Raw genomic sequence first — 26,647 nt, 5'->3', positions numbered from 1 at the left:
CGGTATCTGGCAGGTTTCTTCATTCAGGATGTTTTCAAGGTCCGGCCTGCTCATTAGGAAGGTGACCCATGCGTATTGATCGTTTAACCAGCAAATTACAATTGGCCCTATCCGATGCCCAGTCCCTGGCCGTCGGTCTGGACCATCCCGGTATCGAACCGGCGCATTTGATGCAGGCCATGCTCGAACAGCAGGGCGGCTCCATCAAGCCCCTGTTGATGCAGGTCGGCTTTGACGTCAACAGCCTGCGCAAAGAACTGGCCAAGGAGCTCGACCAGTTACCCAAGATCCAGAATCCGACCGGTGACGTGAACATGTCCCAGGATCTGGCGCGTCTGCTCAACCAGGCCGACCGCCTGGCCCAGCAGAAGGGCGACCAGTTCATTTCCAGCGAATTGGTGCTGCTCGCCGCCATGGACGAGAGCAGCAAGCTCGGCAAGTTGCTGCTCGGCCAAGGCGTGAGCAAGAAAGCCCTGGAAAATGCCATCAACAACCTGCGTGGCGGCGAAGCCGTCAACGACGCCAACCATGAGGAGTCGCGCCAGGCGCTGGACAAATACACCGTCGACCTGACCAAGCGGGCCGAGGAAGGCAAGCTCGACCCGGTGATCGGTCGTGACGATGAAATCCGCCGCACGATCCAGGTGCTGCAACGCCGCACCAAGAACAACCCGGTGCTGATCGGTGAGCCAGGCGTGGGTAAAACCGCCATCGCCGAGGGCCTGGCCCAGCGCATCATCAACGGCGAAGTGCCGGACGGCCTCAGGGGCAAGCGCCTGTTGTCCCTGGACATGGGGGCCTTGATCGCCGGTGCCAAGTACCGTGGCGAGTTCGAAGAACGACTCAAGGCGCTGCTCAATGAACTGTCCAAGCAGGAAGGGCAGATCATCCTGTTCATCGACGAATTGCACACCATGGTCGGTGCGGGCAAGGGCGAGGGGTCGATGGACGCCGGCAATATGCTCAAACCGGCGTTGGCCCGGGGCGAGTTGCACTGTGTCGGCGCGACCACGCTCAACGAGTACCGCCAATATATAGAGAAGGACGCGGCGCTGGAGCGGCGCTTCCAGAAAGTGCTGGTGGAGGAACCGAGCGAAGAAGACACCATCGCCATCCTACGCGGCCTTAAAGAACGCTACGAAGTTCACCACAAGGTGGCGATCACCGATGGCGCGATCATCGCCGCGGCCAAGCTCAGCCACCGCTACATCACCGACCGGCAGTTGCCGGACAAGGCCATTGACCTGATCGACGAGGCGGCCAGCCGCATCCGCATGGAAATCGACTCCAAGCCCGAAGTGCTGGATCGGTTGGAGCGGCGCCTGATTCAACTCAAGGTCGAATCCCAGGCCCTGAAGAAAGAAAGCGACGAAGCGGCGAAGAAACGTCTGGAAAGGTTGCAGGAAGAAATCGTTCGTCACGAGCGTGAGTATTCCGACCTCGAGGAAATCTGGAACTCGGAGAAAGCCGAAGTCCAGGGCTCGGCGCAGATCCAGCAAAAGATCGAACAGTCCCGCCAGGAACTGGAAGCGGCTCGCCGCAAAGGCGACCTCAACCGCATGGCCGAGCTGCAGTACGGGGTGATCCCGGATCTGGAACGCAGCCTGCAAATGGTCGACCAGCACGGCAAGAGCGAAAACCAGTTGCTGCGCAGTAAGGTCACCGAGGAAGAGATCGCCGAAGTGGTGTCCAAATGGACCGGCATTCCGGTCTCGAAGATGCTTGAAGGCGAGCGCGACAAGCTGCTGAAAATGGAAAGCTTGCTGCACCAGCGCGTGATTGGCCAGGAGGAGGCGGTCGTAGCGGTCTCCAACGCCGTGCGCCGGTCCCGCGCCGGGTTGTCGGACCCTAATCGTCCGAGTGGCTCGTTCATGTTCCTCGGCCCGACCGGTGTGGGTAAAACCGAGCTGTGCAAGGCGCTGGCCGAGTTTCTCTTCGACACGGAAGAGGCCATGGTGCGCATCGACATGTCCGAGTTCATGGAGAAACATTCCGTGGCACGGCTGATCGGTGCGCCACCGGGTTATATCGGCTATGAAGAGGGCGGTTACCTGACCGAGGCGGTGCGGCGCAAGCCGTATTCGGTGATCCTGCTCGATGAGGTCGAGAAGGCCCATCCGGATGTGTTCAACATTTTGCTGCAAGTGCTGGAGGATGGTCGCCTGACCGACAGCCACGGGCGCACGGTGGACTTTCGCAATACGGTGATCGTGATGACCTCCAACCTGGGCTCGACGCAGATCCAGGAGCTGGTGGGCGATCGCGAGGCGCAGCGCGCGGCGGTGATGGACGCGATCTCTACCCATTTCCGTCCGGAGTTCATCAACCGGGTCGACGAAGTGGTGATCTTCGAGCCGTTGGCCCGGGATCAGATTGCCGGCATTACCGAGATCCAGTTGGGTCGCCTGCGCAGCCGCCTCACCGAGCGTGAGCTGAAATTGCAGTTGAGCGGTGAGGCGTTGGACAAGTTGATTGCGGTGGGTTACGACCCGGTCTATGGCGCACGACCGCTCAAGCGAGCGATCCAGCGCTGGATCGAAAACCCGCTGGCACAGTTGATCCTGTCCGGGCGCTTCATGCCGGGCGAAACCGTGACCGGTACGGTGGAGAACGACGAAATCGTCTTCAACTGAAAGCCGCTACGGCCGTCGATTGAAATGGCCTTGCCTCGCAAGGCCATTTTTTTCATCAGGCCGTTGAACTCAAAGGAAAAGGCTTGTAAAGTGCGCCCCGCAGTACGTCACCCCAAGGGCGACTTCTCACTGAGAAGGAATCCAAAATAAGTTGCAAATCATTGTCTTGAAAGCAATTTAAGGGGTTGACAGAGGTTTTGAAGATTGTAGAATAGCGCGCCTCAGACACACGAACGCAGCGATGCGTAAGGGTAGAAGAGGTTGAAGCGAGCTTCAACGTTGTAGCTTAAAAATTGCAGTAACTTGAAATATCAGTTCCGTGATAGCTCAGTCGGTAGAGCAAATGACTGTTAATCATTGGGTCCCAGGTTCGAGTCCTGGTCACGGAGCCATTTCAATCGGGGTATAGCGCAGTCCGGTAGCGCGCCTGCTTTGGGAGCAGGATGTCAGGAGTTCGAATCCCCTTACCCCGACCATATTTGGGTCGTTAGCTCAGTTGGTAGAGCAGTTGGCTTTTAACCAATTGGTCGTAGGTTCGAATCCCACACGACCCACCATTTTTGAAACCAGCTCGCTGGAATCGAATCTTAAGATCAGAGGCCAAAAGCGCTGATCGAGGAAGGCGACTTGCGAAGGTCGCCTTTTTTTTACCGGGGTATAGCGCAGTCCGGTAGCGCGCCTGCTTTGGGAGCAGGATGTCAGGAGTTCGAATCCCCTTACCCCGACCATACTAAAAATCCTCGTATCGAAAGATACGGGGATTTTTTTTGCCTGCAATAAAGTGGATCGACTTAAGACATCGTACAACTTGCCGATAACCCAGCGACAGGGGCCTGGCCCCACCTCAGGCCACCAATAAAAAAGGCACTCCCCTATGTCGCTTCGTCAGTTGAATATCGCCCCCCGTGCCGCGTTGGGGTTTGCCTTGATCGCCGTGCTGGTGGCGTTACTCGGGGTGTTTGCGCTGGGTCAGATGTCGAGCATTCGTGACAGTGAAGTCGCCGTGGAAACCCAGTGGCTGCCCAGTATTCGTGAGGGGGGCGATATCCGCGAGTGGATGCTGCGGATCCGCACCATCTCCCTGCGCATGGCCCTGGACCAAGACCCGAAGAATATCCCGGTGTACCGCGCACAAATGGACACGCGCGACAAAGAACTGGGCGAAAAAATCGCGGCTTACGAAAAACTCGTCGTGACGCCTGAAGGCAAGGCCCTTTACGACCAGTTCAAGCAGACCTTTGCCGCTTACCGTACCGGTATCGCGCAATCCTTCACCTTGGCGGAGCAAGGGCGTCGGGACGAGCTGATCAAGCTGCTGCTGGTGGACATGAAGACCGTGGTGGACGGTTCCGGCAAGCAGCTCAACGATCTGGCGGAGTTGTTCTCCAAGCAGGTGTCCGTCGAGAGCCAGAAGTCCCAGGAGCACTACGCCAATTCCCGCATGATCGTCAGCCTGTTCATTGTGCTTGCCGCCCTGGCCACGGTGGCCCTGGCCATGCTGCTCACGCGCAGTATCGTCAAACCCTTGGGCGAGGCCTTGAATGCCGCGGAGAGCGTCGCCCGGGGTGACCTGACCCGGCCAATCGAGACCCATGGCAACGACGAAGTGAGCCGCCTGCTCAAGGCGTTGGCGGCGATGCAACAGAATCTGCGTGAGACCCTGCAGGGCATCAGCGGCTCAGCCGCGCAATTGGCCACCGCGGCCGATGAGCTGAACGCCGTCACCCTCGACAGCACTCAAAGCTTGCAGCAACAGAACAACGAAATTGAACAGGCCGCCACTGCCGTCACCGAGATGACCACCGCTGTGGAGGAAGTGGCGCGCAATGCGGTTTCCACCTCCGATGCCACCCGTCAGTCCAGTGAATCGGCCTCCCTGGGGCAGCAGCGGGTCAGCGACACAGTCGATGCCATTGGCGCCCTCGCCAGCGATGTGCAGGTGACCGGCGGCTTGGTGCAATCGTTGGCCAACCAGTCGCAGGATATCGGCAAGGTGCTGGACGTGATCCGCGCCATCGCCGAGCAGACCAACCTGCTGGCCCTCAACGCGGCCATTGAGGCGGCCCGGGCGGGTGAGAGCGGGCGTGGGTTTGCGGTGGTGGCCGATGAGGTGCGGGCGCTGGCGTATCGCACGCAGCAATCGACCCAGGAAATCGAGCAAATGGTCCAGGGCATGCGCAGCGGTGCCACCCAGGCACTCGATTCCATGCAGGCCAGCTCCAGTCGCGCCGCCAGCACCTTGGCCATGGCGGAGCGGGCAGGGGACGCGCTGCAGACCATCACGGCCTCGGTCAATGAAATCCACGAACGCAACCTGGTCATCGCCAGCGCCGCCGAAGAGCAGGCGCAAGTGGCCCGTGAGGTGGATCGCAACCTGGTGAACATTCGTGATTTGTCCGTGCGCTCGGCTTCCGGCGCGGACCAGACCAATGCCTCCAGCCATGAGTTGTCGCAGCTGGCGAATTCGCTGCGTACGATGGTGCAGCGGTTTCAGGTTTGATCGATGGATGGCTCGGACAGTGATCCTGCCCGAGCTCAAGTCTTGACTGTACCGCCCCCATCGCGAGCAAGCTCGCTCCCACAGGATGACCGCGATCAACTGTGGGAGCGAGCTTGCTCGCGATGACGGTGGATCAGCCAGCACCAATATTGCTGATCCAGCGCAATCGTCAGTAAGGCCTCAGTGCAACTTCAGCCTAGGCTCAGTCCCGCGCCCGATCTTGCTGCCCAGCATCAGCATGGCCGTGCGGAACATGCCGTACAGCGCCATCTGGTGCATGCGGTACAGCGACACATAGAACATCCGCGCCAGCCAGCCTTCGAGCATCACGCTGCCGGTCAGGTTGCCCATCAGGTTGCCCACCGCCGAGAACCGCGACAGCGAGATCAGCGAGCCGTAGTCGGTGTACTTGTATTCAGGCAGGGCCTTGCCTTCGATCCGCAGCTTCAGGGATTTGGCCAGCAGCGAGGCCTGCTGGTGCGCTGCCTGGGCGCGGGGTGGAACGTTGCGATCGCTGCCGGGTTGCGGGCAGGCGGCGCAATCGCCGAAGGCAAAGATGTTCTCGTCGCGGGTAGTCTGTAGCGTCGGCAGCACTTGCAGCTGGTTGATCCGGTTGGTCTCCAGCCCGTCGATGTCCTTGAGGAAGTCCGGTGCGCGAATTCCGGCGGCCCAGACTTTCAGGCTCGCGTCGATCACTTGGCCATCCGCCGTGATCAGGCTGTCGGCGGTCACCTGGCTGACGGCGGCGTTGGTCATGACGTTGACGCCGAGTTTTTCCAGGGTCTTGTGCACCGGTCCGCCGATACGCTCTGGCAGCGCCGGCAAGACCCGTGGGCCCGCCTCGATCAGGGTGATGTGCATGTTCTCCGGTTTGATCCGGTCCAGGCCGTAGGCGTGCAGTTCGTGGGCGGCATTGTGCAGCTCGGCCGCCAGTTCGACCCCGGTCGCACCGGCGCCGACGATGGCGACGCTGATGCGCTCGACGATATCGGTCTGTCCGGCGTGGGCACGCAGATAGTGGTGGAGCAATTGCTGATGGAAGCGCTCGGCCTGCTTGCGGGTGTCCAGGAACAGGCAGTGTTGCGCCGCGCCTTCGGTGCCGAAGTCATTGGTGGTGCTGCCGACGGCAATCACCAGGCTGTCGTAGCCCAATTCCCGAGCCGGCAACAGCTCGACGCCCGCCTCGTCATAGGTCGCGGCCAGCTGGATTCGCTTGCGCTCCCGGTCCAGGCCGCTCATGCGCCCAAGCTGGAACTCGAAGTGGTTCCATTTTGCCTGGGCGACGTAGTTGAGTTCGTCTTCGGAGGAGTTCAGGGAACCGGCAGCCACTTCATGCAGCAGGGGTTTCCAGATGTGGGTCAGGTTCGCGTCGACCAGCATCACACTGGCCGTGCCACGCTTGCCCAGAGTCTTACCCAGACGGGTAGCCAACTCCAGACCGCCGGCGCCGCCGCCAACGATGACAATACGATGAGTCATGGGGATATCTCGCAAGGCTAAAGGAATTCGGTGCCGTTACCCGAGCGAGCGCCAAGCGCTTCATAGCGTCAGGTAACTGATCAGTCGGCTCAACAGGCCCAGGCCGATCGTGATGGCCAGTACCACCACCAGGAGCATCCACGGCCGGAAAGGCCGGCGCTCGACTCGGTGCTGGGACAGTTGCAGGTACTCTTCGACATGCTTCTGGTCTTCTGGGTTCAGGCGACTGGTCATAAAGGCCTCGTCAGGTAGACGTTGCGAAAGGTGAAGACGTTACAGCGTCCGGCTAGCCGGCATTGAAAGCAGCGTAGCCGCTCGCCGGAACAGGTTCGACGCTCAGGCGGTCGTCCAGGCGATTGATTCCACTTTTTAACACTCGGGCGGTGATTCCGCCATGGCCGCGTACGGCCTGGAACGTACCTTCGCCGAGGTTTCGTTCCAGTCGTGCGCAGGGTTGGCACCAGCCGGTGGTTTCAAAGATCGCTTGGCCGATGCGAAAGCGCCGACCCTTGAGGCTGAACAGATTGATGCCGCTGACCACAATATTGCGCCGCAGCTCCTGAGGCAGTACTGGCTGGTTCTCGGGGCGGCCCATCAGCGAGCCGATCACTGCCAGGTGCTCCCACTGGATCAGCGTCACTTGTCGCGCATTGCGCGCACCGGGGCGGGCATGATCGCCGGTCAGTCCGGCTTCCAGGCGGGCCTCCACGGCGTCCAGTTCGATCATCGGCGCGTGGCCCTGGGGGCGCACGCCAATCCAGCGTACGCGGCCCTGCTGCGGCACGGCGGCGATCAATTCCTGTAAGGGGCTCACAGGCTGATCCCGACATCGAACACGATGCTGCGCCCCAGGTTACCCCGCAAAAAGTCCGGCGCGTCGGGGTGGGCGAACAGCACCCGGGCGAACGTCGGCCCTACCAGCGACAGCGAGCGCCAGCCCTGGCGCAGGTATTCGGTCGGCGGTGGGAAGTGACTGTTGAGGTCCAGCACTTCGCGCTTGAGGCTGGCGAAGGCGATGATGTCCAAGTCGCCCAGGTCCATGCCGCGCTCGGTGTAGTTGTGGGCTTTCTTGCGCAAGGTCGGGGCCAGGCGCATCAGGAACTCATTGGCCGGGATCCGCCGGGGCTTGGCTTCGCGCCGCACCAGTTGGCTCAGGGAGAATGCGCTGCGGCGGCGTTGCAGTTCATCGCGCCATTCGTCATTGAGGCGGCGACCTTCGTCGAGTACGAAAAACACCTCGAAATTGGCATCGCGAAACAGCACGTCCGGTGGCTCACCGGCCGGGGCGAACTCGTCGGCGCGATAAGGCACGTTCAGCCCTTGCAGCAGACGCTGGCAGACCCAACGCTCACGCTCCCATTTGCGGGCATTGGAGAGAAAGGCGTTGGCTTGCTCGGCCGCGATGGTCAGCAGGCGTAAGTAATCGGAGTCATCCATGGGCCCAAGCTTAGCGTTCAATTGCGACAAGCTGGAAGCGTTGCGTTGATTAATGGCCATTAGGGGGCGGGGTGTAGACTGCCGAGAGTTGTGGCGAGGGAGCTTGCTCCCTCATCACAGAAAATCGATGCAACAAGGGCAAGCGAAAGGAGTAGTCCCATGATCGGTGCCGAACTGCTCTCACCGCAAACCCTGGCGGCCGGTTGGCTGATGTATGTGCCGGTGTTGGCCTGGGCCGTGGTGCGGGCACCATGGGTCGAGCTGTTCACCGACAGCCGTCGCCAGCATTTGCTGTTCGGCACGGTGCTGGCGTTGTTCATGCTGTGGCTGGTGCGACGGGATTTCGACACCGGTGTCTCGTATCATTTCATCGGCATGACCGCGGTGACGCTGCTGCTGGACTGGCCATTGGCAATCCTGGGTGGCTTGTGCGCGCAGCTTGCGCTGGTGCTGCTGGGCCGTCAGGACATGGCGGCGGTCGGGGTCAACGGTGCGCTGCTGATCCTGCTGCCGGTGCTGGTCACCGAGTGTTGCGCGATCCTGGTGGAGCGCGCCCAGCCGCGCAATCTGTTCGTGTACATCTTCTGTTCGGGATTTCTCGCCGCCGCGCTTTCGGCGTTGGCATGCCTGCTGCTGGGGCTTGGCCTGCTGTGGTACGACGGGATATTCGCCATGCCTTACTGGCTGGAGGATTTCATCGGCTACCTCTGGCTGATCATCTTTCCCGAGGCTTTCATCAACGGCATGGTGATCAGTGCGTTGGTGGTGTTCAGCCCCGAATGGCTGGAGACCTTCAACCGCACGCGCTACCTGTCGGCACCGTGGAACGATGATGACAAGCCTTGATTCACGTCAAGGCTACCCCACCGCACGCCCTTCATGCTCTGGAAAACTTCCAGGAGTACAACCATGAGTGTTTATGAGTGGGCCAGGCAAGAGATCAGGCGTAGCCACGACGCCGCCATGGAGATCGGCTTCGATCCGGGCTTGAGCCTGCGGGCCTTGCTCAGTGCCATCGTGCAGCAGAGCAAGACAGTGCGCAGCGCTGAAGACCTGGCCGACGAGTTGAGTTTCCTCGCGGAAAACCTCGACGATGAGCAGGACTACGGTTTCATGCGGCCTTAGTGGTGTGAGCGTGGCTCGAAGTCTTCGCTGAACAGCTCATCCTCGGCGTCGGGGCTGACCGGAATCTTGTGTTCTTCCGACGCCCAGGCGCCGAGGTCGATCAGTTTGCAGCGATCAGAGCAGAACGGCCGGAATGTGCTCTCCGGGCTCCATTCCACAGGGGCGCCACAGGTTGGGCAATCAACGGTTGGGGTTTGGCTCATGATTGGCCTCCACGCAAAGTAAGGTAAAAGTGATGCAGGCGCTCGACCTCGCTGTGCAGCCAGGCGAGGTCGCGATCGTTGACCACCACGTCGTCGGCATGGTTCAGGCGATCCTGACGGCTGGACTGAGCCTTGAGGATTGCCTGGACCTGCTGTTCGCTGGTCTGGTCGCGCTGCAACGTACGTTCGATCTGCAGTTGTTCCGGCGCATCGATCACCAGGACCCGCTGGGTCATGGCGTACTGCCCAGATTCGATCAGCAGCGGCGACACCAGGATCGCGTAGGACGATTGTGCCTGAGCCAGATGATGGGCTATTTCCTCGGCGATCAGCGGATGTAGCAGCGCCTCGAGCCAGCGGCGCTCATCGGCCTGCTCGAAAATCAGCTTGCGCAGCGCCGCCCGGTCCAGGGTTCCGTCAGCCTGCAATACGCCAGGGCCGAAGTGCTCGGCGATTTTCGCCAGCGCCGGGCGCCCGGGTTCGACCACCCAGCGTGCCGCATGATCGGCGTCGATGACGTGCACGCCCAGGTCGATGAAATGCTGGGCTGCCGCGCTCTTGCCGCTGCCGATGCCACCGGTCAGGCCGAGAATCCAGGGTTTTTCCAGAGGGTTATTCATAAAAGATCGACATTAGAAACCGACAGACTGCCAATAGAAGTCGGTTATTTGACCACCCCAGAGCAAGGCAATCCAGCCGGCAATGGCCAGATAAGGCCCAAAGGGGATTTGCGTCGACCCGGGAGCGTCACGCAAGCGCAGCACAATGACCCCGATCACGGCGCCCACCAGCGACGACAACAGCAGCGTCAGCGGCAGGATCTGCCAGCCGCCCCAGGCGCCCAGCATCGCCAGCAGCTTGAAATCTCCGTAGCCCATGCCTTCCTTGCCAGTGATCAGCTTGAACACCCAGAACACCGACCACAGCGCCAGGTAGCCGGCCACCGCGCCCCACATCGCCTGGTCCAGGGAGACGAACAGCCCGAAGCTGTTGACGATCAAGCCCAGCCACAACAACGGCAACACCAAGGTATCGGGCAGCAATTGATGCTCGGAATCGATCAGGCTCATGCCCAGCAGGCCCCAGGTCAGCACCAACACCATCGCAGCGTGCCAGCCAAAGCCGAAATGCCAGGCGACGAACGCCGATAACGCGCCGCAGGCCACTTCGGTCAGGGGATAGCGCTTGCCGATGGGCGCGGCGCAACCCGAACAGCGGCCGCGCAGCATCAGGTAGCTCAATAGCGGAATGTTCTCCCAGGCGCGGATGCGATGGCCGCAGTGCGGGCACTGGGAATGGGGCAGCATGAGGTTGTAGACCGGGCCCGGGGCTTCGGCGGGCAGGCCTAGCAGCTCGTGGGCTTGCAGGCGCCATTCGCGGTTGAGCATCTTTGGCAGGCGCCACACCAGCACGTTGAGGAAGCTGCCGATGATCAGGCCGAGCAATGCCGCAACGAGCACAAAAGCCACGGGATACAGCACGAAAAATTCGCTCAGGGGCATGTCAGATCGCAGAGCCGAGTTGAAAGATGGGCAGGTACATGGCAACCACCAGGCCACCGACGACGACCCCCAGGATCACCATGATGAAGGGTTCCATCAGGCTGGTGAGGTTGTCCACCAGATTGTCCACTTCGGCCTCATAAAAGCTCGCCACCTTGTCGAGCATGTCGTCCAGCGCGCCGGATTCCTCGCCGATGGCGGTCATCTGGATGGCCAGGTTCGGAAAGATGCCTGAGGCGCGCATGGAAAAATTCAACTGCATGCCGGTGGAGACGTCCTGGCGGATGCGCTGCACGGCGCGCTTGAACACCACGTTGCCGGTGGCGCCCGATACCGAATCGAGGGCTTCGACCAGCGGCACGCCAGCGGCGAATGTCGTCGAGAGCGTGCGGGCGAAGCGCGCCACCGCAGACTTGTACATCAAGGTGCCGATCAAGGGGAGCTTGAGCAGCCACTTGTCTCGCCAGTCACGAAACGCCTGGGACCGCTTGAGGGCATATTTCACCCCGAAGAACGTCCCCACCAAGGCGCCAAGCAACATCCACCACCATTGCTGCATGAATTCCGACAGGCCGATGACCATCACCGTGAAAGCCGGCAGCTGCGCCCCGAACCCGGAGAAGACTGATTCGAACTGCGGCACCACCTTGACCAGCAGGATGCCGGTGACCACCGCTGCGACGAGTATCACTGCCGTGGGGTAGGTCATGGCTTTCTTGATCTTGGCCTTGAGGGCTTCGCTCTTTTCCTTGTAAGTCGCCACCCGGTCCAGCAGGGTGTCCAACGCACCGGCCTGTTCGCCGGCGTCCACCAGGTTGCAGTACAGCTCGTCGAAATATTGCGGGCATTTGCGCAGCGAGGCGGCGAAGCTGTTGCCGGCGGCGACTTCCTGCTTCACCTGGTCCACCAGCTTGCGCATGTTGGCGTTGTCGAAGCCTTCGCCGATGATGTCGAACGCCTGCAACAGCGGCACGCCAGCCTTGAGCATCGTGGCCATCTGGCGGGTGAAGAGGGCGATGTCCAGCGGCTTGATGCGCTTGCCCTTGCTGAATATCGAGGTGGATTTCTTGCGCACCTTCTCCGGGTTGATGCCTTGCTTGCGCAGTTGTGCCTTGACCAGGGCTGGGCTCTGGCCCGTCAGCTCGCCGGTCATTTTCGCGCCTTTGCGGTCTTTGCCTTCCCACGTATAGACGTCGGTTTTTACTGCCTTGACCGCCATGCTCAATCCTTGGTGACCCGGTTGATTTCTTCGAGGCTGGTGACGCCCTGCATCACTTTGAGCAGCCCCGATGTGCGCAGGTCATTGAAGCCGTCCTTGCGCATTTGCAGATCGATTTCCAGCGAGTTGCCCTCGGCCATGATCAACCGTTGCAGCTCGGGCGTGTTCTTGACCACTTCGTAAACCCCCACGCGCCCTTTGTAGCCGTGGTTGCACTGTTCGCAACCGACCGGCTCATAGATCGTGAATGTGCCGATGCGTTCCCGGGGGAAACCTTCCTTGAGCAAGGTTTCCTCGGGAACCTCGATGGCCTTCTTGCAGTGGTTGCACAGCTTGCGCGCCAGCCGCTGGGCGATGATCAGGTGCACGGCGGTGGCGATGTTGAACCCCGGAATGCCCATGTTCTGCAAGCGGATCAGGGTTTCGGCGGCGCTGTTGGTGTGCAAGGTGGAGAGCACCAGGTGCCCGGTCTGGGCGGCCTTGATGGCGATTTCGGCGGTTTCCAGGTCGCGGATCTCGCCGACCATGATCACATCCGGGTCCTGGCGCAGGAACGAGCGCAGGGCCTGGGCGAAGTCCAGCCCTTGGCGCGGGTTCACGTTGACCTGGTTGATGCCTTCCATGTTGATCTCCACCGGGTCTTCGGCGGTGGAAATGTTGATGTCCACGGTGTTGAGGATATTCAGCCCGGTGTACAGCGATACGGTCTTGCCCGAGCCGGTCGGTCCGGTGACCAGGATCAGCCCTTGTGGTTGCTTGAGGGCGGCCATGTACAGGTCTTTCTGGTCCGGTTCATAGCCCAGGGCATCGATGCCCATTTGCGCACTGGACGGGTCGAGGATCCGGATTACCACTTTTTCGCCCCAGAGCGTCGGCAGGGTGTTGACCCGGAAGTCGATGGACTTGGTTTTCGACAGGCGCATTTTCAATCGGCCGTCCTGGGGTTTGCGCCGCTCGGAAATATCCAGGCTGGCCATGACCTTCAGGCGGGCGGCAATACGGGTCGCCAGTTGGATCGGCGGCCGGGCCACTTCCCGCAGCATGCCGTCGGTGCGCACCCGCACCCGGTAGATTTTTTCGTAAGGCTCGAAGTGCAGGTCGGAAGAGCCGCCCTTGATCGCGTCCAGCAGCATCTTGTTGACGAAACGCACCACGGGCGCGTCGTCGGTGTCCTGGCCGCCGATGGAATCCTGCTTGGTGTCGTCGATCGACTCGATGTCCAGGCCGTCGAGGTCGGCATCGCCCATGCCTTCCAGGCCCGTACTTGTGGATTCGAAGAACTTCTCGATGGCGTCGCTGAGTTTTTCGTCCTCCACCAGGATGGCTTCGGTGGTCAGGCCGGTGCTGAACTGGATGTCATTGATGGCCTGGTGATTAGTCGGGTCGGAGATGCCCACGAACAGTTTGTTGCCGCGTCGCCACAGCGGCAGGGCATGGTGCTGGCGCACCAGTTTTTCGCTGACCAGGCCGGTGGGCTGGGCTTCTTTGTCCAGGCTGTTGAGGTCCAGCAGGGCGACGCCGAAATGCTCCGAGGCGATTTCCGCGACCTGACGGCTCTGGACCAGTTTGTTCTGCACCAGGTAGCTGACCAGGGGGATGCGGCTGCGTTGAGCCTGTTGATACGCCTGTTGCGCACTTTGCTCGGTGATCAGTTCGGCCAGCACCAATTGCTTGGTCAGGCCGCTGAGGGCGATGTCATTCATGGGGATACCGGACGCGGACAGTTCATGACTTATAGCCTAGTCAAGCATCGACGCCAAACCAGCGGGCCAGGGTGACAAAAAACGTCAGATAGTGCGGTTGTGGAGGTAGGACGCCGCCGTTGTGCGGGTTCAAACCCCTTTATTGATAGGGCTTGAGGGTTGGCATGTGCCCTGCAATGGCCGTTTCAGGTCATGAGATTTCGACTCATGCATGGGAGATGTCTATGAATAAGCAAAAGGGTTTTACGCTGATCGAGCTGCTGATCGTCGTGGCGATCATCGGCATCCTGGCGACGTTCGCGTTGCCTCAATATTCCAGGTATCAAGCGCGGGCGAAGGCTACCGCTGGGCTGGGGGAAATCTCGGCGCTGAAGGTAGCGTACGAGGATCAAATGAATCAGGGCGTTACTCCAACGTTGGCCCTCATGAACGCCCCGACCACAACCAGCAACTGCACAATTTCGGTAACAGGTACGGCTACGACGGCAGGCTCTATCGTTTGTACCCTCCTGAACGCCCCTGCCTCTATAGCAGGTAGGACGATCACCCTCAGCCGCGATGTCAACGGCGCCTGGACATGCGCATCCACCGCACCCAGGGAATTCCTGCCGACCTCTTGCCCTGGCACCTAATACTCGCGCGGCGAGGGGCCCCGCTCCCTCGCCGTGCAAACCCTTCTTGATTCATCAGCTTAGCGGCAAGGCAGGATCGGCATGTTGCATGTTGAAAATGGGAGGCTCATGCAATTTGCATGATTCTGAATTTCATCGCTTCGCTTAACTTATTGATTTTTATGGAATTAATTAATCTCTTAAAACTGGCACAACCTTCGCACTACTCCTGATAACCCTGCCGGGATCCACCTCCGGCAGTTTTTGAGAAAAACAGGAGTTACTCGTATGAAGAAGTTCGCTATCACTGCCGCCGCTGCTACCGCACTGACCCTGACCATGGCTAGCGCATTCGCCGAGACCACTCAAGCAACTCAGGCGCCAATGATGCTGGCTGCGGGCGAAGTGACAGAGGCCAAGGAAGACGTTTCCGATACCTGGATCACCACCAAGGTCAAAGCTGACCTGGTCACCGAAAAAGGCATTCCTGGCAGCGACATCAAAGTCGAAACCAATAAAGGTGTTGTGTCCCTGTCTTCGATGACCAAAGTCACTGATGCACAAAAAGACACCGCCGTGGCGATCGCCAAGAAAATCAAAGGCGTCAAGGCCGTATCGGCTGACGGCCTGAAAGCCGAGTAAGGCTAAGACTTCTCGCCTGGACCGGGAGAAGGCACGGTAAGCGGGCTGAGTCATACGCTTGCCGTTGCTTTGGAGTTCATGCGAAAGGCCACACGGACGTGGCCATTACAGGCCCCCGGCATTCGTGCCGGGGGCCTGTTCTATTCTGGGGAGGGAAGAGTGTGCGGTCCGGCCGGGGAAACCGGGTTGTCCTTATCGCGAGCAAGCTCGCTCCCACAGGGATCGAGTTCTTTCAGAAGAAAGCGATCAAGCCTGTTCCCCCAGGGGATCGAGTTCTGCCGGAAGCAATGCGATCAAATGTGGGAGCGAGCTTGCTCGTGATGGCGGCGGTACATTCACCGCCCCCGCTTGCTGGTGATCTGCACCAGCCGATTCCCCTCGAAACGCAGGTACTGGTACATGCCGCTGTTGGGGCCGTAGGTCCATTCTTCCACCGGGTATTCCTCCCGGCGATTGACGCTGCGTTTATAGCCCAGGTCATCCCGTGCCGCGGGCTCCCCGCACTTTTGCAGCACTTCACTGGAGCGGTCGCCGACGCTGATCAACTGGCTGCCGCAGCGCAGCGTGTCAGCAGCCGATACCTGACCGGCGGCGAGCAACAGACCCAGGCTGAGCCCGTACCAGGGTTTCATCTTATTCGGCATCCAGATGCATAGGGGTAATCACCCGGCCATCGCTTTCAGCCTGGCCGAGGCTGGCGTCGATGAAATACACGCGGTCGTCGGCCAATTGGCCTTTGTCCACCAGGAAATCCTTGATGCTGCTGGCCCGTTCCTGCCCCAGCTGACGCAATAGCACGTCGCTGCCGCTCCAGAACTTGATCACGCCTTCGCGCAGTTTCTCGATACGGGCCTTTTTATCCAGTTGCGTCCATTCGGCCGGCGGCTGGGTCTTGAGGCGCGTGCGGTAGATGCCTTCGAGCAGCGGGGCCTTTTCATCCTCGGGCACTTCTATCAGCGAAGCCTGGGCCGGAACTTTGTCGCCCCGACGCTGGAGCATCTTGTAGTAGTTGTACTGGTATTCGCGCTCCAGGCGCTGGGCGGCGAGCAATGGTCCGTCGCTGCTCTCGGCGGCGGTGCCTTCGATCTCCAGGCGCAGCTCCGGCCGTTTGGCCAGGGCTTCGGAGAGTTTGAGCAGCGTGCCTTCGTTGTCCTTGCTCAGGTCGCTGGAGCCCGGCGCAAACGCGACGCTGCCCAGGTCCTCCGAGCCGCCGCCGGCCACCAGCCCGCCGATGAGCTTGAACGGCGCCTGGGCCGCGCGTACCACCAGGTTGCGCAGGGTCTGCCAGACGATTGGCATGACACTGAACTGCGGATCGTTGAGGTTGCCAGTGACCGGCAGTTCGATGGAAATCTTGCCCTCTGAGTCCTTGAGCAAAGCGATGGCCAGTTTCAGCGGCAGGCTCACGGCGTCCGGGCTGTCGACTTTTTCCCCCAGCTGCAATTGCTCGACCACCACCTTGTTCTCCGCCTGGAGCTGGCCCTTGGTGATTCGGTAATGCAGATCGAGATTGAGCCGGCCCTTGCGGATGCGATAACCGGCGAACTTGCCGGAGTAGGGCGTCAGGGTCGTCAGCTCGACCCGTTTGAAACTGGTGGCGATGTCGAGGCTGGCCATCGGGTCGAAGGGGTTGACCGCGCCCTTGATAGTGACAGGTGCGTAACGGTCGACCTTGCCCTTGACGTCCACGCTGGCCGGTTGAGCCTGGCGGCTGTCGATGGTGCCGATCTGGCCATTGAGTTGCTGGATGGCCGTGGCGAAGTTGGGCGTCAGGCTGAAGTCGGCGAAGTTGGCCGAACCGTCGTTGATGGCGATGCCGCCGATGTGAATGCCCAGCGGTTTTTCCTGGGACGCCGGTTTTGCCGCGGTGCTCTTCGTGCCGCTGTCGGCCGGTTGCGGGATCAGCAGGTCATCGACGTTGGTGGTGCGGTCGTCATTGATCATGAACCGCGCGTAAGGCTGGAACAGGTTGACCTTGTCGATGGACAGGCTGTCGCCGTGCTGATAGTTCAGGCCCTCGAGGACCAGTTTCTGCCACTTGAGGAAATCACGGGTCTTGAGGGTGTCGAGGGTGTGCAACTGATCGACCTGGGCGCGGCCGGTGACGGCGAATGCCAGCGGCTCGGTGCTTTTGAGGTCGACCGCCAAGTCACTGCCGAGCATCCCGGAGCGCAGCTCCAGGCGAATGAATGGGTTGATATACGACTGGGCGACACGCAGGTCGATGTCCTGGGTCTTGACCTTGAGCCTGGCGCTGATCGGGTTCAGGTTGACCTCGCCATCGGCCAGGATCTTGCCCTGTTTGCCCAGTCCGGTGTCCAGCTTGAGGGTAAAGGGCGAGCCATTGAGGGTGTCGTAGTTCTGCAGGTCGAGTCTCAGTGGGCCGACCTCCAGGGCCACGGCGGGCTGCGCCTGGCGGTCGGCCAGGTGCACTCGGTAGTCGCGCAGTTGCACGTCCTTCAACAGCACTTGCCACGGTTTGCTGGGCGGTGCCGGTTCAGCTTTTGGCGAGTCGGCCGCCGCCGGGGCGGATGCCGGTTCAGCCTTGACCTGCGGTTTGGCTGGCTGGCTGGCGAAGAGCTTCTGCCAGTCCAACTGCCCGTCCGCCTCGCGAGCGGCCCAGGTTTCCAGCTTCTGGCTGCGGATCTTGCCCACGATAACCTGCTGCTTGGCCAGGTCCACCGTGGTTTCGCTCACGTCCAGGCGTTCGAGTTTCACCAGTGGACGGCCATCGGGGGACTTGATGGCGAAGGGCGCGACACTGACGGCGACGTTGTTGAGCAGCAGCTCGGTGCCTTTGGCCAGGTTGAGCTTGTAATCGGCGTTGAGGTTCAGGACGCCGTTTTCCAACACCAGCGGTACGGCGTCGCGTACGTAGGGCCACCAGGCTTTCATTTGGCCGCCAGTGACCTTGAGCGTGCCTTGGGAGGCAATGGGTGTGAGGCTGAAATTGCCGGTCCAATCGATCTGTCCGCCCTGGGGGCCGGCCGCCACCAGAGTCATGTCGGCATTGTCGTCGGGCAGGGTACTGAGGTTCTTCAGCTCGAAATCGAGGGTGTCGTAGAGGAATTCGATGGGCTCGCTGGGGCGCAGGTCCTGGAAATGCACGTATCCGCCGGCCAACTTGATTCGATCGACCCGCAGGGGGAACGGCTTGGCCTCGGGATCGGCGGGCGTCGGTTCGCTGGCAGGCAGCTTGAACAGGCCCAGCAGGTTCAACTGGCCGTCCTTGGTGAACACGACTTCGGTCTTGGGCTTGTCCAGCTCGATGTCGACCAGATGCAGGGCGCCGGACCACAAGCTGTCGAGTTGCAGATTGGCGTAGAGCCGTTCGAAGCCGACCTGCTCCTTGCCTGGCTCGCCAATATTCAGGCCCCAGAGGGTGACTTCAAGGCTGAAAGGATTGAGTTCTATACGCTGGATCTGCGCCGGCACTGTCGCATGGGCGGCCAATTGCTGATTGGCGATGCGCAAGGCAATGCCCGGCAATATCAGAAAACCCAACAGGCTGTAGAGGGCCAGTGCGGTCAACAGGGCGCCGAAAGCGCGAATCAATCCTTTGGGCATGTGCGGCTTCATCTAGTGTGAATTCAGAGTGCCTTGGAGTATGGCATGCGTTTACGGTTCCGAAGCCACTGTGATTTAACAGATTTGTCCGTTTTGCGCGTAAGAATTCCGAGTCTGGCTTAGAGTTGGAGGATCAGCGTCTTGAGTGGCGGTTGTTGATCCAGGGAGGGAAAATCGCTGCCGGGTGCCAGCACGCTCCACTCGCGCACCGGTCGGCCAGCTTTTTCCGCACAACGCAACACCTGCTCGCGCCAGTCGTCCATGGGCACTTTTGCCAGGTTGTTGCAGCAGATCAGCACGCCATTGTCAGCGGTGGTGAGCAGCGCCGGTTTCAGCAGGCTTTGGTAGTCGCGCAACAAGTCGACAGTGCCGAAGGCACTTTTGGCCCAGGCCGGAGGGTCGAGCAGCACCAGGTCGTACTGGCGTTGCTCCAGGCGCACATAGCTGGGCAGTTTTTGCCCGCGACGCTGGCTGATGGGCAGGCCGGCCAGTTGGCGAATCGCCGGGAAGTAATCCGACTGCACGAATTCCATGGGTGGCAAATCGGGGTTGAGCAGGCCGTTTTCGCGGCCCACCGCCAGGTTGCCTTCGGCGAAGTCCAGGTTGCACACCTCCCGCGCGCCACCGGCCGCAGCGCTCAGGCCGACGCCACAGGTGTAGGCGAACAGGTTCAACACGCTTTTGCCACGGCTGTTTGCCTTGACCCAGCCTCGGGCGTTGCGCAGGTCGAGAAACAGCAAGGGATCCTGCCCGGCATGGCGGCCGCGAACGCGATAATTCAAGCCCCATTCATGCCCGACCAGGTCTTGCAGGGCGGCCTCGTCCGCCTGATAGACCGTGTCCTGGCGGTCGATGCGCGAATTGCCCCGGGCGCGGTCGTTGTAGACCAACAAGGTTTCCAGGCCCAGCCATTCGTTGACGAGGCCATGCAGTTGCAGCAGGTCGTCGCGCTCCAGTGACTGATGGAAGCTCTGCACCAGCAGTTGCGGGCCGTAGCGGTCGACGGTCAGGCCGGGCGCGCCTTCCTGGCTGCCGTGGAACAGGCGATAGCAATCGGTGCCTTGCTCATGCAATTGGCCGAGCAGTTCCTGACGCTGGTCGAGGGCGGCGCGCAGCGCCTGATTCAAGGAAGACATGCCGGGCGCGCCTTTGAGAAATGAGGCGCGGGAGTTTAGCAGTTATGGATACTCGGGTTGGGTATTGCATGCTGTTGAGTCGGGCTCTGACCTATGGCGAAGGGCTTTGTGGGAGCAAGGCTTGCCCGCGATGAAGGCGATGCGGTCTTTCAGGAATCGAGGTGCCTGTTTCGCGAGCAAGCTTTGCTCCCACAAAGCCCCTCGCCACAAGGACGCGGTACCTCAGGGGGAACCGCGTCGTTTGGCTTATCGATTCAAGCGCTTGTCGATCAGCCCCTCCACCACACTTGGATCGGCCAGGGTCGAGGTGTCGCCGAGGCTGTCGAGTTCGTTGCAGGCGATCTTGCGCAGGATGCGTCGCATGATCTTGCCCGAACGGGTCTTGGGCAACGCCGGTGCCCATTGGATCAGTTCCGGCTTGGCGAAGCTGCCGATTTCCTTGCTGACGTGGGCGAGCAATTCCTTCTTCAGCTCGTCATTGGCCTCCACACCGTTCATCGGCGTGACAAAGGCATAGATGCCTTGGCCCTTGAGGTCATGGGGGTAACCGACCACGGCCGCTTCGGCGATGTTGTCGTGCAGCACCAGGGCGCTTTCCACCTCGGCGGTGCCAATGCGATGCCCGGAGACGTTGATCACATCGTCGATGCGCCCGGTGATCCAGTAATCGCCGTCTTCGTCGCGGCGCGCGCCGTCGCCGGTGAAGTAGTAGCCGGGATAGGGCTTGAAGTACGTCTCCACCATGCGTTGGTGGTCGCCATAGACACTGCGAATCTGCCCCGGCCAACTGGATTTGATCGCCAGCACGCCGCTGCCGGCGCCGCTGATTTCCTTGCCCACCTCATCCAGCAAGACCGGTTGCACGCCGAACATCGGTTGGGTGGCGCAGCCCGGTTTGAGCCGTGGGGCACTGACCAGCGGGCTGAGCATGATGCCGCCGGTTTCGGTCTGCCACCAGGTATCGACAATCGGGCAGCGTTGTTCGCCTACGATGTTGAAATACCATTCCCACGCCTCAGGGTTGATCGGCTCACCGACGCTGCCGAGCAATCGCAGGCTTTTGCGCGACGTTTCCTGCAACGGTCCGGCCCCTTCGCGCATCAGCGCACGTAGGGCGGTCGGTGCGGTGTAGAAGATGTTGACCTGGTGCTTGTCAATCACCTGCCAGAAGCGCGAACTGCTGGGGTGGCTCGGCACGCCCTCGAAGATCAGTGTGGTGGCGCCGTTGGCCAGCGGGCCGTAGACGATGTAGCTATGGCCGGTGACCCAGCCGACGTCGGCGGTGCACCAGAACACTTCGTTGTCGCGGTAGTCGAGCACGTACTTGAATGTCATCGCCGCTTGCAGCAGATAGCCGCCCGTGGTGTGCAGCACACCCTTGGGTTTGCCGGTACTGCCGGAGGTGTAGAGGATAAACAGCGGGTCTTCGGCGTCCATCGGTTCGGGCGGGCAGTCGTCGCTGATGTCGTGCATGGCCTGGTGATACCAGAGGTCACGACCTTCAACCCAGCCCACCTCGCCCTGGGTGCGCTCGACCACCAGCACGGTGCTGACGTTCGGGCAGCTTTCCAGGGCCTTGTCGACGTTGCGCTTGAGCGGTATGAAGCGTCCGCCACGCACGCCTTCGTCAGCGGTGATCACGGTGCGGCAGTCGGCATCGAGAATCCGATCGCGCAGGGAGTCCGGCGAGAAGCCGCCGAACACCACCGAATGCACCGCGCCGATGCGGGTGCAGGCGAGCATGGCGTAGGCGGCCTCGGGAATCATCGGCATGTAGATGCAGACCCGGTCGCCTTTCTTCACGCCACGGCTTTTCAGCACGTTGGCCAGGCGGCACACATGATTGTGCAGTTTCTTGTAGGTGATTTGCGCCGATTCGGCGGGGTCGTCGCCTTCCCAGATGATCGCGACCTGGTCGCCACGGGTGTCCAGGTGACGGTCGATGCAATTGGCGCTGACGTTCAGCTTGCCGCCGGCGAACCAGGACGCGTCGCCGTTCTTGAGGTCATAGCGCTGGACGGTTTGCCAGGGCGTCATCCAGTCGAGAAAGCGCGTGGCCTGCTCGGCCCAGAAGGCGCTGGGGTGTTCGATGGATTCTTTGTAGAGCCGCTTGTACTCGTCCTGACTCAGTTGCGCAGCCCGGCGGACGGCATCGGCGTGGGGGTACTGGCTGATATCGAACATGACGGTTCCTTATTCTTGTTTTGCGACAAGTCATAAAGATGCGCCCAGTAGCCTGAGGGTTCAAGTCTGCACAAAGCAACTGTGGGAGCGAGCTTGCTCGCGATGGGGGTGGATCAGTAACACAGAGGTTGACTGACACACCGCCATCGCGAGCAAGCTCGCTCCCACAGGGATTAGCGGTGAACTCGATCAGCCGCGGTGACGCCCGCGGAAGTAGTTGATCAAGCCCTGGGTCGAGGCGTCATCGGCCGGGCTTTCTTCGCTGCCCACCAGGCGGTTGTAGACACCCTTGCCCAGTTCCTTGCCCAGCTCCACGCCCCATTGGTCGAAAGCGTTGATGCCCCAGACCACGCTCTGCACGAACACCTTGTGTTCATACAGCGCCACCAGTGCGCCAAGGCGCCGTGGGCTGATGCGTTCGACCACGAGGGTGTTGCTCGGACGGTTGCCCGGAATCACCTTGTGGGAGGCCAGTTTCTGCACCTCTTCTTCGCTGGCGCCCTTGTCCCGCAACTCGGCTTCGGCCTCGGCGCGGGTCTTGCCCAGCATCAGTGCCTGGCTCTGGGACAGGCAGTTGGCGTACAGCCACTGGTGATGGTCGGAAACCGGGTTGAAGCTGACGATCGGCACGATGAAGTCGGCCGGTATCAACTGGGTGCCCTGGTGCAGCAACTGGTGGTAGGCGTGCTGACCGTTGCAGCCGACGCCGCCCCAGATCACTGGGCCCGTGTCGGTCGACACTGGGGTACCGTCCTGGCGCACGCTCTTGCCGTTGGATTCCATGTCCAACTGCTGCAAATGCTTGGTGATGTTGCGCAGGTAGTGGTCGTACGGCAGGATCGCATGGCTCTGCGCGCCCCAGAAATTGCCGTACCACACGCCCAGCAGCGCCAGCAGTACCGGCATGTTCTGCTCGAACGGGGCGCTCTGGAAATGCTGGTCCATGGAATAGGCGCCGGAGAGCAATTCCTTGAAGTTCGACATGCCGATGGCCAGGGCGATCGGCAGGCCGATGGCCGACCACAGCGAGTAACGCCCGCCGACCCAGTCCCACATCGGGAAGATGTTCTCTTCACGGATACCGAAGGCCACGGCGGCGGCGTTGTTGCTCGACACGGCGATGAAGTGGCGATACAGCTCCGCTTCGGAACCGCCCTGGGCCAGGTACCAGGCGCGGGCAGCCTGGGCGTTCTTCAGGGTTTCCAGGGTGTTGAAGGATTTCGACGAGACGATGAACAGCGTGGTCTCGGCGCGCAGCTTCATGGTCAGTTCATGGAACTCGCTGCCGTCGATGTTCGCCAGGTAGTGGCAGCGAACACCTTTTTGCGCGTAGGACAACAGCGCTTCGGACACCAGTTCCGGGCCGAGGAAAGAACCACCGATGCCGATGTTCACCACGTCGGTGATCGGCTTCTCGGTGTAGCCGCGCCACAGGCCGTCGTGAATGCGGCCGACCAGGTCAGTGATCTGGTTCAGCACTTTGTGCACGTCCGGCATCACGTTGACGCCGTTGACCAGCAATTTGTCGCCCACCGGCCGACGCAGGGCGGTGTGCAGGGCAGGGCGGTTTTCCGAGGCGTTGACGATTTCGCCTTCGAACAGCGACTTGATCGCGCCCTTGAGGTCGACTTCGTTGGCCAGGCCCACCAGCAGGTCGCGGGTCTGGGCGTTGATCAGGTTTTTCGAGTAGTCGAGAAACAGGCCGCAGCTCGACAGGGTGAATTGAGTGAAACGCTGCGGATCGGCATTGAACGCTTCGCGCATGCTGAAATCCTGCATGGCTTTGCGGTGGTCATTCAGCGCTTGCCAGGCTGGCAGAGCGGTCACGTCATGAGGGGTTCGGTAATACGCCATCGCTGCGGGTTTCCTTTTTACTTGAACGACCTTTTGTACACTAAAAATTCCGGCGCGGCTCGAGGTGGGCGTCCGGACACTGCATCGACACGATCGCCAGACACAGGGCGACTACAGTAAACCTCGCGTTGCGATCTGTCTTGACTTTGTAAGACCGGTTCCCGGTACTTTTTTATACAACGAGGGTGGGAAAGGGCCGACAGACGGAGGTGTTGGGGATATTACTGGTCCACTGTGGGAGCGAGCTTGCTCGCGATGGCGGTGTGTCAGTCAGCATTACATCAACTGTCCCACTGCTATCGCGAGCAAGCTCGCTCCCACAGGGTTTTGTGGTGTTCAGGCGGGGGTGTCGAGATCCAGATGCAGGTTGTCGATCAGGCGCGTGGTACCGAGGAAGGCGGCCACCAGAATCACCAGGTCGCGGTCCTCGCTCAACGCTGGGCGCAGGGTCTTGGCGTGACGGATTTCCAGGTAATCGGGACGCAGGCCGGCGGCTTCGAGTTGCTTGAGCTGCGCGCCGATCAGCGCGGGGAAATCCCGCTGGCCCTGCTTGATTGCCTCGGCGATCTGGCTCAGGACGCGATAGACCACGGGCGCGACGGCACGTTGATCCGGGCTGAGGAAGCCGTTGCGCGACGACAGCGCCAAGCCATCCTCGGCGCGCACGGTCGGCTCGCCGATGATCTGGATCGGCATGTTCAAGTCATGGACCAGGGCGCGGATCACCGCCAGTTGCTGGAAGTCTTTCTGGCCAAACACCGCCAGGTCAGGCTGGACCATGTTGAACAGCTTGCTGACCACCGTCGCCACACCCTCGAAATGCCCGGGACGGCTGGCGCCGCACAAGCCTTCGGACAATTGCGGGACGCTGACCCGGGTCTGTCCGGCCATGCCGTCGGGGTACATCTCTTCGACGCTGGGGGCGAACAGCAGTTGGCAGCCGGCCTGGAGCAGTTTTTCCTGGTCGGCCGCGAGGGTGCGGGGGTATTTGTCCAGGTCTTCGCCAGCGCCGAATTGCAGCGGATTGACGAAAATGCTCGCCACCACGAAGTCGGCCCGTTGTGCGGCCTTGGTCACCAGCGCCACATGACCGCTGTGCAGGTTGCCCATGGTCGGCACGAAGGCGATGCGCTTGCCTTCGCCACGGGCACGGGCTACGGCGGCCCGCAATTCGCGTACGGTTTTGACGGTGTTCATGCGGAAAACCCGTGTTCGGCGCCCGGGAAGGTCGCCGCCTTGACTTCCGCGACGTAGGCACTCAGGGCGCCCTGGATGGAGGTTTGCCCGACCATGAAGTTCTTCACGAACTTGGGCACGCGACCGGTGATCGACAGCCCGAGCATGTCGTGCAGCACCAGCACCTGGCCATCGGTGGCGTTGCCGGCGCCGATCCCGATCACCGGGATCTTCACCGCCTGGGTGATTTCTTCCGCCAGTTCGCTGGGCACGCATTCGAGCAGCAACATCGCCGCACCCGCCTGCTCCAGCGCAATCGCATCGGCGCGCATCTGCCGCGCCTGGTTTTCATTGCGGCCCTGGACCTTGTAGCCGCCGAGGATATTCACCGCTTGGGGGGTCAGGCCCAGGTGCGCGCACACTGGGATACCCCGCTCGGCCAGCAGCCGAATCGAGTCGGCCAGCCACAACGCGCCTTCGACCTTGACCATGTGGGCACCGGCCTGCATCAGCATGGCGCTGTTGGTCATGGTTTGTTCGAGGGTGGCGTAGGCCATGAACGGCAGGTCGGCGAGGATCAACGCATCGGTGTTACCGCGTTTGACGGCGGCCACATGGTAGGCCATCTCGGCGGTGGTCACCGGCAGTGTGCTGTCGTGACCTTGCAGCACCATGCCGAGGGAATCGCCCACCAGCAGCACTTCGACACCGGCCTCATTGCAGGCATGGGCGAAGGTTGCGTCATAGCAGGTCAGCATGGTGATTTTTTCACCTTTTTGCTTGAGACCTTGCAGCGTGGTCAGGGTAATAGCTGGCATGAAAAAGTCCTCATTAGGCGCTCGTGAACTACTGCGAGTAACGCGCATGATTCGCCATTTATACAGGCGCACCTTCTATGCGTGGTGCTTGTAAGGCCTGGATTGCGCCCTTTAAACGCCGCGTTGGCGGCTACGGGACGCCTATAGTCGTGAGGAGCACTCGGGAAGTCAATTGGATGTGTTACCGCCGGGTGTTACCGGGGTTACTGATGCGTTTCAGCGTAGGAGTGTGTCCCCGGAATGACTGTCCAGTACCGCATCCTGTGGGAGCAAAGCTTGCTCGCGATGGCGGTGGATCAGAAGACGGTATGGATGTTCACTGGCCCACCGCAATTGCGAGCAAGCTTTGCTCCCACAAGAGGAACTGCTTCAGTTCGGTGGCAAGCGTTCCAGACCAACGAATGGGCACGCCGCAAGGAGATCCTTGAGCAGGCGCCCATCGGCCAGGCGCAAGTCGGCGGGGGCCAATTCGGCCAGCGGGTACAGGACAAAGGCCCGGGCCTGCATGTGGTAGTGGGGGACCTTGAGGCGAGGCTCGTCGATCAGGCGCTCGCCAAACAGCAGGATATCCAGGTCCAGGGTGCGTGGGCCCCAGCGTTCGAGGCGTTCGCGACCCTGTCCGGTTTCGATGGCTTGCAGCGCATCGAGCAAGTCAAGCGGTGCCAGGTGGCTGTCCAGCGCCGCCACCGCGTTGGTGTAGCGCGGCTGGCCGGGTAGCAGGGAATCGCTTTGATAAAACGCCGAGACCCCCACCAGTTGGGTGTCGGGCAATTGCGCCAGCGCCTGGACGGCACTGCGCAATTGTTCGGCGGGTTCGGCCAGGTTGCTGCCCATGCCGATGTAGATGCGTTCCATCGA

23 protein-coding genes, 4 tRNA genes and 1 pseudogene are annotated in these 26,647 nt (G+C 61.1%); 11 read left to right on the top strand and 17 right to left on the bottom strand.

The genetic code is table 11. The annotated features are described in order from the left end of the window. Window positions 1-68: 68 nt before the first annotated feature. From clpB to PSH84_RS29125, 7 genes and pseudogenes are all read left to right on the top strand, one after another. Window positions 69-2,633 carry an ATP-dependent chaperone ClpB gene (gene clpB / locus PSH84_RS24200; protein ID WP_122564924.1) on the top strand — a complete coding sequence of 855 codons (2,565 nt, stop codon included), beginning with the start codon at window positions 69-71 and terminating at the stop codon, window positions 2,631-2,633. A gap of 316 nt (window positions 2,634-2,949) precedes the next feature. Continuing rightward, a tRNA-Asn gene (locus PSH84_RS24195) sits at window positions 2,950-3,025 on the top strand. A gap of 7 nt (window positions 3,026-3,032) precedes the next feature. Then, a tRNA-Pro gene (locus PSH84_RS24190) sits at window positions 3,033-3,109 on the top strand. 5 nt (window positions 3,110-3,114) lie between these two features. Then, window positions 3,115-3,190 (top strand) — tRNA-Lys (locus PSH84_RS24185). A 94-nt stretch (window positions 3,191-3,284) separates the two neighbouring features. Then, a tRNA-Pro gene (locus PSH84_RS24180) sits at window positions 3,285-3,361 on the top strand. Window positions 3,362-3,507: 146 nt separating this feature from the next. Continuing rightward, window positions 3,508-4,230 (top strand): annotated as a pseudogene (locus PSH84_RS29130) (MCP four helix bundle domain-containing protein); the annotation flags it as partial. Window positions 4,231-4,269: 39 nt separating this feature from the next. Continuing rightward, the gene (locus PSH84_RS29125; RefSeq protein ID WP_439800569.1) at window positions 4,270-5,133 is read left to right on the top strand and encodes a methyl-accepting chemotaxis protein; all 864 of its coding nucleotides are present in this window, start codon (window positions 4,270-4,272) and stop codon (window positions 5,131-5,133) included. Between the two features lie 180 nt (window positions 5,134-5,313). On the opposite strand, the gene PSH84_RS24170 is transcribed toward PSH84_RS29125, so the two are convergent. The 4 genes from PSH84_RS24170 to PSH84_RS24155 are packed head-to-tail and all read right to left on the bottom strand — an operon-like array spanning window position 5,314 to window position 8,049. Next, entirely contained in the window at window positions 5,314-6,612 is a 1,299-nt protein-coding gene (locus tag PSH84_RS24170; RefSeq protein WP_305468539.1) for an NAD(P)/FAD-dependent oxidoreductase, read from the bottom strand. A gap of 60 nt (window positions 6,613-6,672) precedes the next feature. Further along, window positions 6,673-6,846 (bottom strand): DUF3094 family protein, encoded by a 174-nt coding sequence (locus tag PSH84_RS24165; RefSeq protein WP_076386361.1) that lies wholly within the window; start codon window positions 6,844-6,846, stop codon window positions 6,673-6,675. 52 nt (window positions 6,847-6,898) lie between these two features. Continuing rightward, a complete protein-coding gene (locus PSH84_RS24160; protein WP_305481918.1) occupies window positions 6,899-7,426 on the bottom strand; it encodes an MOSC domain-containing protein in 528 nt (175 codons plus the stop codon). Then, window positions 7,423-8,049 (bottom strand): DUF1780 domain-containing protein, encoded by a 627-nt coding sequence (locus PSH84_RS24155; RefSeq protein ID WP_025215531.1) that lies wholly within the window; start codon window positions 8,047-8,049, stop codon window positions 7,423-7,425. Before PSH84_RS24155 ends, PSH84_RS24160 begins: the two co-directional genes overlap by 4 nt. Window positions 8,050-8,208: 159 nt before the next feature. On the opposite strand from PSH84_RS24155, the gene PSH84_RS24150 reads away from it, so the two are divergent. Continuing rightward, window positions 8,209-8,895, top strand: a complete 687-nt coding sequence (locus tag PSH84_RS24150; protein WP_305468537.1) for an energy-coupling factor ABC transporter permease — start codon at window positions 8,209-8,211, stop codon at window positions 8,893-8,895. 63 nt (window positions 8,896-8,958) lie between these two features. Next, complete coding sequence (locus PSH84_RS24145; protein WP_053125334.1) at window positions 8,959-9,174, top strand: hypothetical protein; 216 nt, start codon at window positions 8,959-8,961, stop codon at window positions 9,172-9,174. Here PSH84_RS24145 and yacG read toward each other — a convergent pair. The 5 genes from yacG to pilB are packed head-to-tail and all read right to left on the bottom strand — an operon-like array spanning window position 9,171 to window position 13,801. Beyond that, window positions 9,171-9,377, bottom strand: coding sequence for a DNA gyrase inhibitor YacG (yacG, locus tag PSH84_RS24140; protein WP_018609255.1), 207 nt, complete (start codon window positions 9,375-9,377; stop codon window positions 9,171-9,173). The genes PSH84_RS24145 and yacG overlap by 4 nt on opposite strands. Then, entirely contained in the window at window positions 9,374-9,997 is a 624-nt protein-coding gene (gene coaE, locus PSH84_RS24135; protein WP_122564919.1) for a dephospho-CoA kinase, read from the bottom strand. Before coaE ends, yacG begins: the two co-directional genes overlap by 4 nt. 12 nt (window positions 9,998-10,009) lie before the next feature. Continuing rightward, complete coding sequence (locus PSH84_RS24130) at window positions 10,010-10,879, bottom strand: prepilin peptidase (protein ID WP_305468535.1); 870 nt, start codon at window positions 10,877-10,879, stop codon at window positions 10,010-10,012. 1 nt (window position 10,880) lies between these two features. Beyond that, window positions 10,881-12,098: a type II secretion system F family protein gene (locus PSH84_RS24125; RefSeq protein WP_122564917.1), complete on the bottom strand. Its 1,218-nt coding sequence runs from the start codon at window positions 12,096-12,098 to the stop codon at window positions 10,881-10,883. A 2-nt stretch (window positions 12,099-12,100) separates the two neighbouring features. Beyond that, entirely contained in the window at window positions 12,101-13,801 is a 1,701-nt protein-coding gene (gene pilB, locus PSH84_RS24120; protein WP_305481917.1) for a type IV-A pilus assembly ATPase PilB, read from the bottom strand. Window positions 13,802-14,025: 224 nt separating this feature from the next. Here pilB and PSH84_RS24115 point away from each other — a divergent pair, with 224 nt between their 5' ends. Both PSH84_RS24115 and PSH84_RS24110 read left to right on the top strand, forming a co-directional pair. Beyond that, a complete protein-coding gene (locus tag PSH84_RS24115) occupies window positions 14,026-14,433 on the top strand; it encodes a pilin (protein ID WP_122564964.1) in 408 nt (135 codons plus the stop codon). Window positions 14,434-14,700: 267 nt separating this feature from the next. Next, a complete protein-coding gene (locus PSH84_RS24110) occupies window positions 14,701-15,054 on the top strand; it encodes a BON domain-containing protein (protein WP_025215523.1) in 354 nt (117 codons plus the stop codon). Window positions 15,055-15,389: 335 nt separating this feature from the next. Here PSH84_RS24110 and PSH84_RS24105 read toward each other — a convergent pair whose 3' ends face one another. The 8 genes from PSH84_RS24105 to folK all read right to left on the bottom strand — a co-directional run bounded on the left by PSH84_RS24105 (window position 15,390) and on the right by folK (window position 26,644). Then, the gene (locus tag PSH84_RS24105; RefSeq protein ID WP_305468531.1) at window positions 15,390-15,686 is read right to left on the bottom strand and encodes a DUF2845 domain-containing protein; all 297 of its coding nucleotides are present in this window, start codon (window positions 15,684-15,686) and stop codon (window positions 15,390-15,392) included. Between the two features lies 1 nt (window position 15,687). After that, complete coding sequence (locus tag PSH84_RS24100) at window positions 15,688-18,621, bottom strand: DUF748 domain-containing protein (protein WP_305481916.1); 2,934 nt, start codon at window positions 18,619-18,621, stop codon at window positions 15,688-15,690. 119 nt (window positions 18,622-18,740) lie between these two features. Beyond that, window positions 18,741-19,757, bottom strand: a complete 1,017-nt coding sequence (locus PSH84_RS24095) for a class I SAM-dependent rRNA methyltransferase (RefSeq protein ID WP_122564913.1) — start codon at window positions 19,755-19,757, stop codon at window positions 18,741-18,743. A gap of 246 nt (window positions 19,758-20,003) precedes the next feature. Then, a complete protein-coding gene (acs, locus tag PSH84_RS24090) occupies window positions 20,004-21,941 on the bottom strand; it encodes an acetate--CoA ligase (protein ID WP_122564912.1) in 1,938 nt (645 codons plus the stop codon). Between the two features lie 189 nt (window positions 21,942-22,130). Beyond that, window positions 22,131-23,795 (bottom strand): glucose-6-phosphate isomerase, encoded by a 1,665-nt coding sequence (gene pgi / locus PSH84_RS24085; protein WP_122564911.1) that lies wholly within the window; start codon window positions 23,793-23,795, stop codon window positions 22,131-22,133. Window positions 23,796-24,131: 336 nt separating this feature from the next. Then, a complete protein-coding gene (gene panC / locus PSH84_RS24080; protein ID WP_122564910.1) occupies window positions 24,132-24,992 on the bottom strand; it encodes a pantoate--beta-alanine ligase in 861 nt (286 codons plus the stop codon). Further along, the gene (panB, locus tag PSH84_RS24075; RefSeq protein WP_122564909.1) at window positions 24,989-25,789 is read right to left on the bottom strand and encodes a 3-methyl-2-oxobutanoate hydroxymethyltransferase; all 801 of its coding nucleotides are present in this window, start codon (window positions 25,787-25,789) and stop codon (window positions 24,989-24,991) included. The genes panC and panB overlap by 4 nt, the downstream gene beginning before the upstream one ends. Before the next feature lie 369 nt (window positions 25,790-26,158). Then, window positions 26,159-26,644: a 2-amino-4-hydroxy-6-hydroxymethyldihydropteridine diphosphokinase gene (gene folK, locus PSH84_RS24070; RefSeq protein WP_122564908.1), complete on the bottom strand. Its 486-nt coding sequence runs from the start codon at window positions 26,642-26,644 to the stop codon at window positions 26,159-26,161. Window positions 26,645-26,647: the final 3 nt, after the last annotated feature.

The organism is Pseudomonas beijingensis (genome assembly GCF_030687295.1).
Lineage (GTDB): Bacteria > Pseudomonadota > Gammaproteobacteria > Pseudomonadales > Pseudomonadaceae > Aquipseudomonas > Aquipseudomonas beijingensis.
Note: the sequence above shows the minus strand (reverse complement) of the source record. Positions and strands in the feature narration are given on the sequence as shown.

Coding starts and splice junctions, on each gene's coding strand:
- PSH84_RS24145 (WP_053125334.1), top strand. CDS start 8,959: ATGAGTGTTTATGAGTGGGCCAGGCAAGAGATCAGGCGTAGCCACGAC.
- PSH84_RS24105 (WP_305468531.1), bottom strand. CDS start 15,686: ATGAAACCCTGGTACGGGCTCAGCCTGGGTCTGTTGCTCGCCGCCGGT.
- PSH84_RS24170 (WP_305468539.1), bottom strand. CDS start 6,612: ATGACTCATCGTATTGTCATCGTTGGCGGCGGCGCCGGCGGTCTGGAG.
- PSH84_RS24100 (WP_305481916.1), bottom strand. CDS start 18,621: ATGCCCAAAGGATTGATTCGCGCTTTCGGCGCCCTGTTGACCGCACTG.
- pilB (WP_305481917.1), bottom strand. CDS start 13,801: ATGAATGACATCGCCCTCAGCGGCCTGACCAAGCAATTGGTGCTGGCC.
- pgi (WP_122564911.1), bottom strand. CDS start 23,795: ATGGCGTATTACCGAACCCCTCATGACGTGACCGCTCTGCCAGCCTGG.
- clpB (WP_122564924.1), top strand. CDS start 69: ATGCGTATTGATCGTTTAACCAGCAAATTACAATTGGCCCTATCCGAT.
- PSH84_RS24095 (WP_122564913.1), bottom strand. CDS start 19,757: ATGTCTTCCTTGAATCAGGCGCTGCGCGCCGCCCTCGACCAGCGTCAG.
- PSH84_RS24165 (WP_076386361.1), bottom strand. CDS start 6,846: ATGACCAGTCGCCTGAACCCAGAAGACCAGAAGCATGTCGAAGAGTAC.
- PSH84_RS24130 (WP_305468535.1), bottom strand. CDS start 10,879: ATGCCCCTGAGCGAATTTTTCGTGCTGTATCCCGTGGCTTTTGTGCTC.
- acs (WP_122564912.1), bottom strand. CDS start 21,941: ATGTTCGATATCAGCCAGTACCCCCACGCCGATGCCGTCCGCCGGGCT.
- folK (WP_122564908.1), bottom strand. CDS start 26,644: ATGGAACGCATCTACATCGGCATGGGCAGCAACCTGGCCGAACCCGCC.
- PSH84_RS24115 (WP_122564964.1), top strand. CDS start 14,026: ATGAATAAGCAAAAGGGTTTTACGCTGATCGAGCTGCTGATCGTCGTG.
- panC (WP_122564910.1), bottom strand. CDS start 24,992: ATGAACACCGTCAAAACCGTACGCGAATTGCGGGCCGCCGTAGCCCGT.
- PSH84_RS24150 (WP_305468537.1), top strand. CDS start 8,209: ATGATCGGTGCCGAACTGCTCTCACCGCAAACCCTGGCGGCCGGTTGG.
- PSH84_RS24125 (WP_122564917.1), bottom strand. CDS start 12,098: ATGGCGGTCAAGGCAGTAAAAACCGACGTCTATACGTGGGAAGGCAAA.
- yacG (WP_018609255.1), bottom strand. CDS start 9,377: ATGAGCCAAACCCCAACCGTTGATTGCCCAACCTGTGGCGCCCCTGTG.
- PSH84_RS24155 (WP_025215531.1), bottom strand. CDS start 8,049: ATGGATGACTCCGATTACTTACGCCTGCTGACCATCGCGGCCGAGCAA.
- coaE (WP_122564919.1), bottom strand. CDS start 9,997: ATGAATAACCCTCTGGAAAAACCCTGGATTCTCGGCCTGACCGGTGGC.
- PSH84_RS24110 (WP_025215523.1), top strand. CDS start 14,701: ATGAAGAAGTTCGCTATCACTGCCGCCGCTGCTACCGCACTGACCCTG.
- panB (WP_122564909.1), bottom strand. CDS start 25,789: ATGCCAGCTATTACCCTGACCACGCTGCAAGGTCTCAAGCAAAAAGGT.
- PSH84_RS29125 (WP_439800569.1), top strand. CDS start 4,270: ATGCAACAGAATCTGCGTGAGACCCTGCAGGGCATCAGCGGCTCAGCC.